General features: G+C 28.5%; 11 protein-coding genes and 1 riboswitch. Of the genes, 2 read left to right on the forward strand and 9 right to left on the reverse strand.

Annotation, left to right across the window (positions count from 1 at the left end; genetic code table 11):
• Positions 1-183 precede the first annotated feature (183 nt).
• The 6 genes from ACQPVP_RS06300 to mgtA all read right to left on the reverse strand — a co-directional run bounded on the left by ACQPVP_RS06300 (position 184) and on the right by mgtA (position 7,419).
• Positions 184-1,011, reverse strand: a complete 828-nt coding sequence (locus ACQPVP_RS06300) for an aldo/keto reductase (RefSeq protein WP_430848233.1) — start codon at positions 1,009-1,011, stop codon at positions 184-186.
• 21 nt (positions 1,012-1,032) lie between these two features.
• Positions 1,033-1,707 (reverse strand): ribose 5-phosphate isomerase A, encoded by a 675-nt coding sequence (gene rpiA / locus ACQPVP_RS06305; RefSeq protein WP_430848235.1) that lies wholly within the window; start codon positions 1,705-1,707, stop codon positions 1,033-1,035.
• A gap of 5 nt (positions 1,708-1,712) precedes the next feature.
• On the reverse strand, positions 1,713-2,567 hold the full coding sequence (locus tag ACQPVP_RS06310; protein ID WP_430848237.1) for a MurR/RpiR family transcriptional regulator: 855 nt from the start codon (positions 2,565-2,567) through the stop codon (positions 1,713-1,715).
• Positions 2,568-2,936: 369 nt separating this feature from the next.
• Positions 2,937-3,959 carry an ROK family protein gene (locus ACQPVP_RS06315; RefSeq protein WP_430848239.1) on the reverse strand — a complete coding sequence of 341 codons (1,023 nt, stop codon included), beginning with the start codon at positions 3,957-3,959 and terminating at the stop codon, positions 2,937-2,939.
• A 2-nt stretch (positions 3,960-3,961) separates the two neighbouring features.
• Complete coding sequence (locus ACQPVP_RS06320; protein ID WP_430848241.1) at positions 3,962-4,591, reverse strand: HAD family hydrolase; 630 nt, start codon at positions 4,589-4,591, stop codon at positions 3,962-3,964.
• Positions 4,592-4,728: 137 nt separating this feature from the next.
• Positions 4,729-7,419, reverse strand: a complete 2,691-nt coding sequence (gene mgtA / locus ACQPVP_RS06325) for a magnesium-translocating P-type ATPase (RefSeq protein WP_430848243.1) — start codon at positions 7,417-7,419, stop codon at positions 4,729-4,731.
• 320 nt (positions 7,420-7,739) lie between these two features.
• Positions 7,740-7,898, reverse strand: a riboswitch (M-box (ykoK) riboswitch).
• 169 nt (positions 7,899-8,067) lie between these two features.
• Here mgtA and ACQPVP_RS06330 point away from each other — a divergent pair.
• Both ACQPVP_RS06330 and ACQPVP_RS06335 read left to right on the forward strand, forming a co-directional pair.
• Complete coding sequence (locus tag ACQPVP_RS06330) at positions 8,068-9,015, forward strand: alpha/beta hydrolase (protein WP_430848245.1); 948 nt, start codon at positions 8,068-8,070, stop codon at positions 9,013-9,015.
• A 97-nt stretch (positions 9,016-9,112) separates the two neighbouring features.
• Positions 9,113-9,415 (forward strand): hypothetical protein, encoded by a 303-nt coding sequence (locus tag ACQPVP_RS06335; RefSeq protein ID WP_430848247.1) that lies wholly within the window; start codon positions 9,113-9,115, stop codon positions 9,413-9,415.
• A 57-nt stretch (positions 9,416-9,472) separates the two neighbouring features.
• Here ACQPVP_RS06335 and ACQPVP_RS06340 read toward each other — a convergent pair whose 3' ends face one another.
• The 3 genes from ACQPVP_RS06340 to dgoD form a co-directional block, all read right to left on the reverse strand.
• Positions 9,473-9,991 carry a hypothetical protein gene (locus ACQPVP_RS06340; RefSeq protein WP_430848249.1) on the reverse strand — a complete coding sequence of 173 codons (519 nt, stop codon included), beginning with the start codon at positions 9,989-9,991 and terminating at the stop codon, positions 9,473-9,475.
• A 78-nt stretch (positions 9,992-10,069) separates the two neighbouring features.
• Positions 10,070-14,917, reverse strand: a complete 4,848-nt coding sequence (locus ACQPVP_RS06345; RefSeq protein WP_430848251.1) for a sialidase domain-containing protein — start codon at positions 14,915-14,917, stop codon at positions 10,070-10,072.
• Between the two features lie 232 nt (positions 14,918-15,149).
• Complete coding sequence (gene dgoD / locus ACQPVP_RS06350; protein ID WP_430848253.1) at positions 15,150-16,295, reverse strand: galactonate dehydratase; 1,146 nt, start codon at positions 16,293-16,295, stop codon at positions 15,150-15,152.
• Positions 16,296-16,322 lie beyond the last annotated feature (27 nt).

Raw genomic sequence — 16,322 nt, forward strand, 5'->3', positions numbered from 1 at the left:
AATAATTCTCATTTAATTATAACATTTACAATTTAAAACATCCATTGTATATAGGTTAAAAGATTTTAACAATATATTGTGTAATTTATAGATTTACAGTAATTTCTTTTCTAAAACATAATTCATTCTTAATTATAATGGAGCTATCATTGCGATAGCTCCATTATTTGTAATATTTAATTTTTAGTACTTTAAGTAGTTTGTGTTTTCTGGTACTCCTGATACATTTTCATTTTTATTTAAAGAGTCTATTTTTAACATATCCTCTTTAGATATTTCAAAATCAAATACATTAAAGTTTTCTTTAATTCTACCTTCATTTGATGACTTTGGTATAGGAATAATTCCATTTTGTATATGCCATCTTAAAGTTATTTGAGGAATTGTTTTATTATATTTCTTTGATAATTCAATCATTATAGGCTCAGTTAAAATTTTTCCTCTCATAATAGGACTCCATGCTACTAATTGAATATTATTTTCTTTACAATACTCTATCATGTCTTTTTGGGTACATCCTGGATGTATTTCTATTTGGTTTGTCATTGGCATTATTTTAGCTGTTTTCTTTAATTCTTCTAAATGACCTATTTTAAAATTACATACACCAATAGCTTTAACCTTTCCTTCAGTGTAAAGATCTTCTAATGCTCTCCATGTATCAGCATTTAATTCATTTGGCCAGTGTATCAAATATAAATCTAAATAATCTACTCCCATTTTTTTAGTAGATTCTTTAAAAGCATTCATAGCATTTTCATAACCATGACAATCATTCCATAACTTAGTTGCTAAAAATATATCTTCTCTTTTCACATTACTTTCTTTAATAGCCATTCCTACAGCCTCTTCAGTTCCATAAAATGCTGCTGTATCTATATGTCTATATCCTACTTCTAAAGCATGTTTTAAAGTGTTTACTGCTTTTTCATTTTCTCCAAGCTTATAAGTACCAAAACCTATTGATGGTATTTTTACTCCATTTGCTAATAAATTAAACTCTTTTTTCATATTTTTCACTCCCATTTATAATTATTTTTTTATTTCTCGTATTCCATTTTCACTAACTACTAATGCTTTTGTAGCTATATTATAAAATAAAGATGTATCTATAACTCCTGATATTTCATTAAGAACTTTATCTAATTTCTCAATACTTTCCACTTTATTTTTATCAAAAATTACATCCATTAAGAACATCCCATGATCACTTAAAGCTAATCCATCCTTTGAATTACTACTTCTCATTGATATATCTCCACCTAAAGACCCTACTACTTTTTTAACATAACTCATACTTTCAGGTATTACCTCTAATACTATTGGATATTTAAAATCTATTTTTTCTACTACCTTACTTTCATCTACAAGCAAAATATATTCATTAGCCATCTTAGCTATAATTTTTTCTTTAGTATGAATTCCTCCACCACTTTTTAAAGCATTTAAATCATAATCAACTTCATCACAACCATCAAATGCAATATCTATAGAACTTACAGACCAAGTTGGAATAACTTCTATCCCATTCTTTATACAAATATTTTCAGTACTGAAGGATGGGGTCACTACCTTAACTTTTATATGCTCTTCTTTTATATAATTTACTAGATGAGAAATAGTACTTCCACCACCTAATCCTATAATACTATTGTCTTTTATATATTTTAAAGCTTCTTTTGCACATCTTTTTTTCATAATATCCATCCCTTCTATATCTTATCATCTGCTATTGATTGTTCATGTCTACTTAAATTTTTATATGTATGCTCTTTTCCTAATGTTAAGAAAAGAAATAATACTTCTATAACAGTCATAGCAGATATCCTTGAAAAGTAATACTCATCTAAAAATAGCTTTTCTCTGGTTGCAGTTTTAATATGATATTTACATACTTTTGCTAAAGGTGAATTTTCACTATTTGTTATTGCTATAGTTGTTGCTGATCTTTCATTTGCTATTTCTGCTATAGTAATAAGCCTTTTAGATGCTCCAGAATTAGATATTATTATAACCACATCTTCATCTGAAATATTATATGTATACGCAATCTGTGTTTCCCAAATTATATTAGCAACAGATGCAATACCTATTTGATTAAATTTATATGTTCCATCCATAGCTACAGGTATTGTATTACCAACTGCAGAAAATTGCACAGTTCTTGCATTACTTAATAAACTTAATATTTCTTTCAATTCTTTTTCATTAATTCCAGAAATAGTTTGTTTTAATTCATCAATTTTATTTAATAATATATTTTGAAGAGACTGCTTTATATTATTTTCACCTATCTCTCCTGAAAGTGATAAAATTTCTTTTTGTGATTCTACTAATTCCTTTGCAAGAGTAATTTTGAAGTGATGAAAGCCTTTCATATTGCACCTTTTACAGAATCTAGATACAGTTGCTTCGCTTGTTCCAGCCTTTTCTGCCAATTCTGAAATTGTCATTTCAACTACCTTCTTAGGATTATTTAAAATGTAATTAGCAATTTTCTTCTCAGCCTCAAAGAAACTTTCATATTCAGCAAAAATCCCATCAATAACTGATTTATTATTTTTCATAAACTTTTACTCCTTGCAATGATATTTATTCTTAATATAAGTATATCAATATAATATAAAATTGTAAAATAAAATTTCTTATAATTAATTTACAAGAAATTTTTTTTCTTATTGTTCAGAAAAGTATACTATGGTTACTCTGTCATAACCTTTTATAATTTCCTTCCTTTATTTCTGAAGTTTTTCTATTAATTTTGAAATGATTTATAGCTTACAACTAAATAAGCAAAATTGTGTATAATCCCTTTTTTAATAGATATAAAAAAAGCTATGACTTAATAAAATATCATAGCTTTAAATTTATTAAAAAGCACTTTGGTAACGCTAGAAAAATCTATTACGCCCTTTGTACTAATAATAACACAATATTTAACTTCTAATTAGCTTAACTTCTTTATTTATCAAGCATAAAGCTTTTTCTTTTATTCCTTCTAAAGCATAATTATCATGATTTTTTTGTACTAATATCTTTGTACTTATTCTAAATTCTTCATTATATCGATTTATAATTTCATTCTTTATATTGTATCTAAAACTACTTCCACCTAAAACAACCACACTTGGATTAATTATGGCTGCTATTGTTTTAACAGTATTTATAATTAAACTACAATACTCATAATCATCTAAATCATTAAGCATCTTTACATTTAAATAAGTATTTTCAATTGGGATAAATCCAATTTCTCCTGCATATCCGTTATCGCCATTTATAACATTTCCATTTACTATTATTCCAGCTCCTACTCCTAACGAAGAAAAACTTATATAAACAAGGCTTATTGATTCATAATTATTCATTTCTATGTACTCATTATAAAAGGCTATTGCAGCAGAATTTATATCATTTTCCAATAATATTGGAATATGGAATCTTTCTTCAATTTGTTTTTTTATTAATATTTCTTTCCATTCTTCCATTCTGATTCCAGATAAGTATCCATCATTAGTTACAACTCCAGGAACACTAATACCAATACCTTCTATATTATGATGAACTTTGAATAAACTTTCTATTAATTTTATAACTATATCAGTATCCTCTAATGAATTTATTACTTTACTATCTTCTTCTAAAACTTCGCCTAAAGCATTTACAACTCTATAAATTATCTTATTTTCTTCAATTGAAATAGCTATTAAATATCTTTTATTAGAATTTATTTCATACCTTTCAGCTCTTCTTCCTCCACTGGATTCTCCAACTCCTATAGATACTATTTCATTCATATTTAATAATTCATTGAGAATAGACCTTACAGTAGTATGACTTAAACCAGTATCATCTGCAATCTCTCCCCTAGTTACATTACCTCTAGATTTTATTGAGTTAATTATTAACGAAGTATTCACATTTTTTAGTTCTTTTGGTTTTCCTGCAATTTTTCTCATTATTAAAGTCCTAATTCTTTTAAAATATCACTAGGTCTTTTAAACTCAAAATCTGCCTCTATCCCATCTAAATTATCAGCTCCCCAAAGAGCTATTCCAAAATCCATTCCTGCAGCTTTAGTTGCTTTAAAATCAAATATTGTATCTCCAATATACATACACTGCACAGGATTAATATTTAGTATTTGAGCTACTTTTAATAATGGATCAGGATATGGCTTATGTTTTTTTGTATCCTCCGCTAAAACCTTGCATTTAATATATTTATTTAATCCAGTAGGTTCAAAGTCTATTTCATACTGATTTTTCATTTTAGAACTTGCTATGGCACATATAATTCCTTTTGAGTCTAATATTTTTATAACTTCAGAAATTTCATCATATAACACAGCACCTTCTTCAAAGTCATTTACATACTCCACCCACTTGCTATAAGATTTATCTACATCCTTGAATCCTAGTTCCTCTATAGTTCTTTTTCCAGCATAGGCTTTATATTTAAGTAAATTTTCATACTGTATTTCTAATCCTAATTCCTCTTTGATTAATCTTTGCAACGGAACAAGATTCATTCTTTCTGTATTTAAAATTGTTCCATCTATATCAAAAATTATACAATTATACTTTCCCATATGTTATCTCCAACACCTTTTATATTAACTTTTGAAAGTTTATTTCAAAAGCATAATAACATATATTTGTAAAATATTCAATATATTTATTGTAAAAAAAGAGTCCTATATATTTATGCTAGGACTCTTCAAAAAACTTATAGTAATTCTCCATATCTATTTATAAATCTTTTCTTTAAAACTGTAACTAAAGACATATATAGAATAATGATTATAATTAAACATACAAAATATATAAATGGCATTGAAACCATTTCTAAAGCATTACCAAATCTAGTATATGGAATAATTGTTCCTACTATTATTCCTAAAGTAGTTAATGAAGTTAATTGCCATGATGCTCTACTATTAATAAATGGTACATCTTCCGTTCTAATCATATGAATCACAAGAGTTTGTGACCATAATGATTCAACAAACCATCCTGCATGGAAAAGTCCTATAAATCCAAGTTGTTGTATTTCATTTAAACTCTTAAATTGTCCTCCAAATACAAATGGACAAATAAAGAAATACATTATTATAAATGTTACAACATCAAATAATGAACTAGTAGGTCCCATCCATAACATAAATTTACTAATAGAGCTTGCATCCCACTTACGTGGTTCTTTTAAATACTCTTCATCAACATTATCCCATGGAATTGTAATACATGAAATATCATAAATTAAGTTTAACATTAATAATTGAATTGGTAGCATTGGTATAAATGGTAGGAATATGCTTGCTATTAGTACAGAAAATATATTTCCAAAGTTTGAACTAGCTGTCATTTTAATATATTTTATTATATTAGCATAAATCTTTCTTCCTTCTATTACACCATCTTCTAATACCATTAAATCTTTTTGTAATAATATTATATTTGCAGATTCCTTAGCAATATCAACAGCTGTATCTACTGATATTCCAACATCAGCTTCACTCATTGCAGCTGCATCATTTATTCCATCCCCCATAAATCCAACAGTATGTCCATTAGCTTTAAGAGCTGAAACAACTTTAGTCTTTTGGGTAGGTGATAGCTTAGCAAATATATTAGTTTCTTCAACAGCTACTCTTAATAATTCATCATCCATTTCTTCTATATCTGAACCTAATAATAAATTATTTACTTTAATTCCAACTTGTTTACAAACAGACGCTGTAACTTTATCATTATCACCAGTTAGAATTTTTACATTAACTCCATATTCATTTAATGCATTAATTGCATTAGCTGTACTTTCCTTTGGTGGATCTAAAAAAGCTAAAAATCCAATTAATACCATATCGCTTTCATCATTAATAGAAAGTTCATTAATTCTTGGAGGATTATTTTTTTGAGAAACACCTAAAATTCTCATTCCTTGGCTATTATATTCTGAAACTCTACATAAAATTTCTTTTCTAATTTCCTCTGTAATAGATTTTATTTCTCCGTAATATTCTACATGAGTAGATACTTCTAGCATTTCTTCAATAGCACCTTTTGTAATTAGTTGAGTCTTTCCCTCTTTACTTTCAACTACAACACTCATACGACGACGACTAAAATCAAATGGAATTTCATCTACTTTTTTATAATCTCTCCAAAGTTCTATCATATCACTTTCATTAGCATGGTTTATTATTGCTATGTCCATTAAATTTTTAAGTCCAGTTTGATGATAACTATTAAGGAAAGCATGACGTAAAACCCTATTATCTTCTTTTCCATGGATATTTAATGAATATTCTAAAACCACTTTATCTTGAGTAATAGTTCCAGTTTTATCTGTACAAAGAATATCCATAGCTCCGAAGTTTTGTATTGCTCCTAAATCTTTAACTATTACTTTTTTCTTAGACATAGACACAGCACCTTTAGCAAGATTTGCAGATACTATCATCGGTAACATTTCTGGAGTTAATCCTACTGCTACTGATACTGCAAATAGAAATGCTTCCATCCAGTCTCCCTTCGTAAATCCATTCATAAATAGCACTATTGGAACCATAATTAACATAAGTCTAATTAATACCCAAGATACTGAATTTACACCTTTTTCAAAACTAGTATCTCTTTTTTTACCTGATAAATCCTTTGCTATTGAACCAAATATTGTATCGTCACCAACATTAATTGCTATTGCTATAGCTGAACCACTAATAACATTGCTTCCCATAAATGCTAGGTTTTCTAGCTCTAGTGGATTCTTACAATCTGTTAATAATGAATCAGATATTTTCTCTACAGGCTCACTTTCACCAGTAAGAGATGATTGACTAATAAATAAGTCTTTAGACTTTAATATTCTAACATCAGCTGGTATCATATCTCCTGCTGCAAGATGAATTATATCTCCAACTACAATCTCACTTATTGGGATTTCTTTTATACCTTCAATCTTTCTAGCTACACTAATTGTAGTCTCTACCATTTCTCCTAGCTTTTCAGCAGCTTTATTAGACTTGGCTTCTTGAACAAATCGTAGTACTCCACTAACTAATACCATTGAAGTTACTATAATAACTGAAGTTCCATCCTTTTTTCCTGGTTCAACCATTATTATATCTGTTATAAAAGATATTACTGCTAATATTAATAAAATTATTGTAAAGGGATTTATAAAGGCTTCTACTAATCTTTTTAATATAGAATCACCTTTTTGATGAGTAATTTCATTTTTTCCATACTCTTCCCTCATTAACTCTACTTTACTTTTTTCATAACCTTGATAGCTTGTGTTATATTTCTTTAAAACATCTTTTTCCTTTAGCTTAGAAGCTACTATCAAGTTATTAGCTGATACATTCTTTCTTACTTTCTCTGTAATTACTCTTTTAAATAATCTCTTTTTCATAGTCTTACCTCCTAATTTTTAATTAATCTAGATGCAAGACATAGATCCGAAAGAAGTATTATAATAAATATTTAATTTTAACTTGTGAGAGGAATAGACTCCTCTCTAATAAATAATCTTATAATTTGTCCTAAAGGATCTATAATCTTACTACTCTCTTCATCCATTCCTCTTCACCTCCTAAAATCAAATTTTATAAAATGGATATTTGAGAATAAAAAAACCTTACCATATGTAAATGGTAAGGTGAGTAAACTTATAAATACATTATAAAAAATAATATAAATAAAAAAGTTTGCATAAAACTTAAAGTAACTTAATTACTTTATCATCGTTCAAGCTTCAGCATCACAAGGCGATGAAATTGCATTAGTCTATGCCTTGTTTTCGACATAGACTGCTAACCTTCTCATAGTGTCTCCACTATTTTGCGGTAGCAACCCTTATCCTTGTGGTAACCTCACCTACCGAATTATTTAATTCTTATTACTCTTACATCATATGAAGAATATTTTAAATTGTCAAGCTTTTTATAAATTTAACATATTATTGTTATACAAATTTAAAAATGTTAAAATAATCCTTAATAACAACTTTATATTTTATTTTGAATATTATATATTATTTTAATTTAAGGTGTGATGATATATGAATAAGAAAAAAGCTATGTTAATATCTACAGGTATTTTAGGAACACTATCCGTTGGCGCTTTAAGTGTTATTGGAAATTATTTTTACAATCTAGCACTTAACCCTAAGACTTCAAAGGATTCTATTTTTGGTAGTAAAGAAGAATCAAAATCTACTAGTGGCGAAGTCGTTAATGAAAGCTTAGTTTGGATACTTAACAAATCTAATTATTCTAACGTATATATTAAATCTTTCGATAACTTAACCATGCATGGATATAAAATTCTAAATGAAAATACTAGTAATAAATGGGTAATAACAGTTCATGGTTATACAAGTAAAGGTCTTTATATGAGTAACTATGCTAAAAATTTTTATGATATGGGATATAATATATTAATTCCTGATTTGAGAGGCCATGGCGAAAGTGAAGGAAACTATATTGGCATGGGTTGGTACGATAGACTTGATATCTTAAAATGGATAGATTTAGTTCTTAAAGAAAATAAAAATTCCAAAATTATTCTTCATGGTGTGTCCATGGGTGCTGCTACAGTATCTATGACTTCTGGTGAAGAGCTTCCAAGTAATATAAAAGCTATTATTTCTGATTGTGGTTATACTTCTGTTTGGGAACAATTCTCTCATAAATTAAAATCAATGTATTCATTGCCTAATTTTCCTATAATGAATGCTTCTTCTGCTATTGCAAGATTTAAAGCTGGTTATGGTTTAAAAGAAGCTTCAGCATTAAAACAAGTAGCAAAATCTAATACTCCTATATTATTTATTCATGGAGATGAGGATGACTTTGTCCCCTATAAAATGATGGATGAGCTTTATAATGCTGCAAACTGTGAAAAAGAAAAATTAACAGTAAAAGGTGCTGGACATGCTAAATCCTCAAAGGTAGATCCAGATTTATATTGGTCAACTATAAAAAATTTTATAAATAAATATATTTAATATTTAAAAATATCATATTGTTTCACATAATAATTAACTAGATTTTATCAACAATATATATTATTATAAAGGTAAATATAAATTTAAGGTGGTAATTATGGAAACTTATGCAATAACATTTTATTTAAATGAAAATTCTCACTCATGTGGATGTGAAAATCACGATCATGAACATCATCATCGTGATGATTATGATATAGTTGCAACTATAAAATCTTTAGGAGCATGGGCTAACTTCATGCCTGATAGTTATTTAGTTAAAACTAATACTTCAGCTAAAGAGATATCTGAAAAAATCAAAACCTTTTTAGAAGCTGGTGATTTACTATTCGTAACTAAGGTTTGTAAAGATGATGTTGCTTCATTAACTCCTGGTGTGGTTGAATGGATTAACTCTTAATAAAGTAAAAATATTATAGTAAAAAAGAGCCATATATAAATTTATCAATGGCTCTTTTTAAATTTCTAAATTATCTCTGCTTATTGTTACTGCTAAAAAAGTAAATATGCTAGCTAAAAATGATTTATAACTTGATATTACTTCTTTATTATTACAATCATTTATATGTTCCATCTTGCTTTCTTGAAGCAATGTATAATTTAATATTAAAAACATTCCTGTTGTAAATAGAAACATAGTGTTAGTTAATCTAGGAAAACTAGTTGTATCTATAAAATTTTCTTTAAAATCTGTATTAAATAACTCGTCTAAAATTTGTGCTTTTAAGCTATGAACATAATACAAATTTAAAATTGTCGCAATAACTATTATAGTAACTAGATCTATACTTAAATCTATAATACCTAACTCCTCTAAAAGTTCCTCTCTAGTAGGCGTTTCTGTAGTTGCACCTTCTTCTTCTTCTAAAACAGGCTCTCTTTCTTCTTGTCTTTTTGTAGTTGAACTAGTTCTTCTTCCTCCAAAAAAATCTGCTGCTGCTCTACCTCTTTTTTTTCTATGTTTCTTTTTAGACAAAAATACCCCACCTTAAAGACATAGTATATTATAGACTATGCAAATCTTTTAGTGGGGTACTTATTTTTTATATTTAATTTACCTTACTTTTCTTCTTTTATACAAAGTTACTCCACTGCCTAAAAATACAAATCCTAGAATAACACTTGTATATATTGAATCTGCCCCTGTATTAGGTAATTCCCCTTTTATTATTGTCTCTGAGGAATTATCTATAATATCAGTATTATCCTCTTTAATATTTTTATCTTCCTTAGCCATTAATAACTTTATATCATTTATTTGATCTATTGCTTCTAAAACTTCTTCTTCTGTCATATTAGCATTTTGAAGTAAATTATTTACATCTTCTATCACTTTTAAAATAGTATTTTTAGTATTTAAAGAATACTTGTTTATATCAATATCCTTAACTTCATTAATAAAATTAATTAACTGATTTATAAGCTCCTTATCAGGAAGAAGACGAAGATCTAAATAAGCTTTACTAAGGGACTTTACTGCTTCCATGACCCTTTCATTACTTTGAGGATATGATAAAACTTCACGAGCATATTCTAAAGCTGCATTAAATTCGGCTTGTCCTTTTTCAACATAAAGTTCTAAGTCTATACCCTCAACTAAATTTATTAGAGACTGAAGTGATGTTACATCTATTTCTTCTGCCTTTATTTTTTCTAATTTACTAATAGCTAAATTAAGTGTATCTAAAGCATTATTAACTTGATCTATAGTTGCTTCTTCGCTATTAAGTGTATTTCTTGCTAAGTCTCTTGCATTGCTAAAAATTATCCAGCTCTCTATTGTATACTCCTCTTCTTGAAGAACTAAAGATTCACTATATAATTTTTGTAATTCTGTTTTATCTACTTCACTTTCAGCATTTTCTAAAGCTGCAACTGCTTCTTGTAAATTTAATAAAGCTAAATTTACTTCTTCTTGAGTTGCATTTAAATTGTTAATTACTTTCTCAGCATTTATAAAGGCTTCTTCAAAAGCTTTCCAACTTTCTTCTGTATAATCATCTTTTACAAAGCTTTTAGACTTTTCATATAGTGTATTTAATTCCTTCTTATCTACTTTCACTTCTTCTATTAAATTAGATTTCATATAAATTACTTTTATAAGTACATCTGTTACCTGTTTTTTGGTTGTTGCTATTTTAGCTACATCTTTTGCTTCCTTAATTGAATTGCTATAAGCTTCCCAAGTACTAGTTGTATAATCCTTAGAATCCATATCTTCGAACTCTAATATAGCATTTAATATATTTGATATATTTACTAAAGCTTCTTCTGAAGCTTTAAGGTTCTTAATTGCATTATCTATCATATTTTGAGATACAATAGATGCATCTAAAATTTCTTCTGCTTCACTTATCTTTTCTTGGACTCTATTTATACTTGCTTGAGAATATTCTCCTTTAATTACTTCTTTTGCATTGTCAACTTCTGCAATAAGCTCAGATTTATTAACTTCTCCAAAAAGCCCATCAGTATATTTATGAAGACTTAATTCTGCTACAGCTGCACTTTGCGCTGCCCCTCCAGAATAGGCATAATTCACTTGGAATTTTATATACTTTGCATTTACTGGTATAAAGTCTATACTTTGCTCAGTAATATTATCTAAGAATGTACCACTTGCTACTTTTGTAAAATTTATGCCATCAGTACTTACTAAAATTTCATATTCCTTAACACGTCCACTAGAACTATTTTGTCTTGGAATGTAAGAAAGCTTATAAATTTTTGTTTCTTCTTTTAATTTTAGCGTAACTGATTGTGGAAGACTAATATTGGAATTTCCCCATGTTGAATGCCAATAAGTATTAGCATTACCATCTATAACGTTTACTGCTGCTCCATCTGTATTTTCTGCAGTTGAGTCACTATGTTGTGTTGTATAATCAACACCTTCATAAGATATTTTACTTATTTTAGTTAGATCATATATATTTTCATTTACTTCAGTAATTTTTCCTCCAATAGTGTTTTCTATAATACCATTAGTTTCATCAACACTCGTAGCAATAACTTTTCCTGATTCATTACCAGTAAGTGTTGCTTTAAACACTAATTTATTTGTTCCTGATCCCTTAATATATTCAGCATTTAAAGTATTATTTCCTATTGTTAAAGTAAGTGTAGGATTTCCTGCTACAAAAACATTTTGTGATAAATTTAAATCAATAGTCATAATATTATCACTTAGTTTTGCACTACTTGAAGTAACTACAGGATTTGGAATATCTATTGTTTTATTAGTAGCTTTAATCCAAGCCTCATCAAATTCAGTATAATAAATTCCAATATTTCCATTAGAATCATCTAATTCATAAAGTACAGCAAAATTACCATTAGATAATTGTGTAAGGGATGAATATTGAAAATGCCCTGTTGAAAGCAATTGTGAATTAGTCCATGTAATATCTCCATTTTCTGAAACTTCTCCAAGATGAACTTTTCCGTCTGTTCTTCCTGACATTGATGGATTAGATATCATTACATATTCCTTCCCATCCTTTTCAAAATCTATAACTGATAGCTGACAATAAAATTCTGGTATATTACTATCATTTTCAACTTTATACCAAGTACTACCATCATCATTACTAGTAGCAACATAAACTGTATTGGCTATAGTATTACGCATAAATAGCTTAAGTTCACCATTATTTGTTTGTATTACTTGTGATTCTGTAAGCATTCCTCCGCTTGTCATAGTTTCAGGATCTCTTCCTAATTTGACCATTGGAGATTCTCCAATTGTCCAAGTTTCACCATTATCATCACTTACTATTACTGCTGAAGATTGACTTGCTCCAACATTTTCATTCGTATGGTAAACTGGGAATACTAATTTACCATTATCCATTTGAATACCAACCCCTGGACCAGTTCCTATAAACTTCATCCAATCTTTCTTTACTTGAGGCGTAATATCTTTAGGTATAGACCATGTCTTTCCATCATCATCTGAATGCATAAGCCATAAGTATGATGTACGAACTACATTTAATTCTCCCTTATCTTCTCCAGAAAACATATATATGTTACCCTTATATTCTCCATTTTTATATATATTTCCTAGTTCTTTGTATGGGGCTTCACACTCTGTTATTATTCTATATCCTGTTAATTCATTTTCAGAATTATATACATTTCCATCTTCGCTAATAGTATATTCATTGTTTTCATCATCATATAAGAGTTGATAATCTTTTCCATCTATATTCTTATATCCAGTTCCAGTTTCTAATATACCAGAGTTAGCCAATCCTGTTGATTCTGGGAACATATCTACTAATAAATATATTCTTCCTGTTTCTTCATCTTGAACCATAGATGGATCAATAAGAAATGCTGAATTAGCTGAGCCACTATTATTATCTACTAAATCTAAAATAACTTGCCCTTCGCTAAAATCCTCTTCTCCAACTTCTTTACGACGTATCATAGTATCAATATTACCCCAATCTCCAGAATGTTGGTTACGCTTATCAATTGCTGCAATTACAGTGCCTTCTTTAGTAGTTAATAAAGATGGTATTCTATAGGATGCAGAGTTATCATAACCAGAATAGAAAATTGGCTCTGCTTCAGTTTTGTATGCATTTGTTAAATCTAATTCAGTAGTTGTTGTATTTGCTGTTTCTTGATGTAATGATTTTATTTCACTTTCAGTAAGAATCCCTTCTATAACCTTTACATAATCTATAGCTCCTTCGAAGGGCATTGTACTAGCATTATTTCCTCTTTTCACTTGTCCAATACTTATTGTATTAGCTGATGTTACATTATTAAGGAATCCTTTCTTATTACTATAGTAATTTACCACTTTACCATCAATATAAAATGTATACCGATTATTAGATGTATTATCTGTTTTTGTAACTGTTAAAGTATGCCATTTTGTATCTTTTATTGATACAGATTTCTCTGTTAAATGATTATTATTAAGTACAAAGTTACCATTTGCTGTACTTTCCGTTCCGCCTTTTACCTCAACACCAACTGAATTACTACCAGGGTTAACATAAAAAGTAAAATATTTATTTTCATCTGTACTATCTGATAAGCTAAACAACGTCATTAACTGATTGGTTGCTGCATTTGCTCTATATCTAACTGTAATAGACCCACTCTCTAATGACTTAAGATCGTTTACATTATTTACAGATGTATTTTCATATTTTGTATCTGATGTATTTTTATAATAAGCATTTTTATACGAAAAGACCTCTTCCTCTCCTCCATTTTCATGATATTGTAGAATTTGCTCTTCACTTATGGCACTATCAAATAATTCAATATTTTTTAGTGTACCTTTTAGAGGATATCCATTTCCATTACTAGCACGTTTTCCATTTCCAAATATCATATGATCTGCATTTGGAACAATTCCCTTTGAAAAAGTTGCTGCTGTTTTCCCCTCATTTACCATTACACCATCTAAATAGAATCTGTAATAGTTACCCTTTGAAACAGTAAAAGTAAATGTATGAGGTTGTCCATCAGTTATTGTAACTGATGTGTTAAATGATGTATTAATTCCTCCATTTTTTGATTCAATACCAATTTTATTACTACCTGGTATAAAGTAGATTGTGATGTAATTAGAATTTTGTTTACTGTCTCCAAGAAAGAAAATTCCTTGTACAGTACTTGTTCCCGCGGACATTGTAAGAGTCGTGTTCATTGTAAAGTTATCAAGATCCTTAAATGTAGTAACATCTTCCTCTGATGCCTCAATCGCCCCAACTCCATTTTCTATTGTAGTTACCTTGTTGTTTGAGTATTCTCTTGTTGGATTAACTATTTGTGTATTTCCATCTGCTAGTGCTTTTCTGCCCTTTATTGGGCTAAGTATAAAACTGCAAGTCATAAGTATAACCAGTATTAAGCTTGTAAGCTTTCTTTTCATTTTTTTCTCCTTTCATTTTAAATTTGTATATTATAATCTTACAGTTTAATTATAATTGAATCTCCAACCATTTTCAAACTTATTTTACATTTTTTTCTTTGTATGTTTGTTGAATTTTTCTTTATAAAAATATTTATTTTACTAACCTACTTACATATTGTTTTTTCCATATATGACTTCTTCTTTACAATATAAAATGACCTGTATAATAAATACAGATCATTTTATTATTTTACCACTCTGCTATTGTTCCATCATAGTTTTTCCAACTTGGATTCCTCCAATATAACCCTTCTGCTGAAACCTTTTCTACTAATTCTTCGTCAATTTCTAGACCTAAACCTGGTTTAGTAGGTATCTCTAAGAATCCATCCTTATATTGGAATATTTCTTTATTCTTAACAAAGTCAAGCAAATCAAATCCTTTATTATAATGGATACCTAAACTTTGCTCTTGTATAAATACATTAGGTGTACATACATCTAATTGTAAAGTTGCTGCTAATGCAATAGGTCCATATGGTGCATGAGGTGCAACTGCTATATCAAATGCTTCTGCCATAGCCGCAATTTTTCTAGCTTCTAAAATTCCTCCACAAAGAGCTATATCTGGTTGAATTATATCAATTATACCTTCTTTTATTATGTTTTTAAATCCCCATCTACTATATAGTCTTTCTCCAGTTGAAAGTGGTGTTGAAGTATGTTGAGCTATTTCCTTGAAAGCTTCTTCATTTTCTGGTAATACTACTTCTTCTAAAAACATTAACTTATAAGGTTCTAATTCTTTTGCTAAAACCTTTGCCATTGCCTTATGGACACGTCCATGAAAATCAACTCCAATATTTAAATCAAATCCTACTGCATCTCTTATAGACTTAACTCTATCAACTACAGCTTGTACTTTTTCAAAAGAATCTATATAATGAAGTTCTTCTGTTGCATTCATCTTTATAGCTTTGAACCCTCTATCTCTTCTATCTATAGCTTCTTTAGCAACATCTTGTGGTCTATCTCCACCAATCCATGAATAAACCATTATTCTGTCTCTAGCTGCTCCTCCTAACAATTCATATACTGGAACATTTAATGCCTTTCCTTTAATATCCCATAGTGCCATCTCTATTCCAGATACTATTGTTCCATTAATTGGACCAGCTCTAAAGAATGATCTGTGAAGTTCTTGCCATATTCTTTCTATTTCAAACGGGTCTCTTCCTATTATTCTTTTTCCAAGTTCATATGCTCCTGCTACAACTGTATCTGTCTTTGTTCCAGATATCATCTCTCCCCAACCTTCAATTCCTTCATCTGTTGAAATTTTAATAAATATCCATCTTGGTTTTACAGTATATACTTTAATTTTTGTTATCTTCATTACAAAGTCTCCTTTTAATTAAATCTA

This window comes from Clostridium nigeriense (assembly GCF_050585265.1).
Lineage (GTDB): Bacteria > Bacillota > Clostridia > Clostridiales > Clostridiaceae > Clostridium > Clostridium nigeriense_B.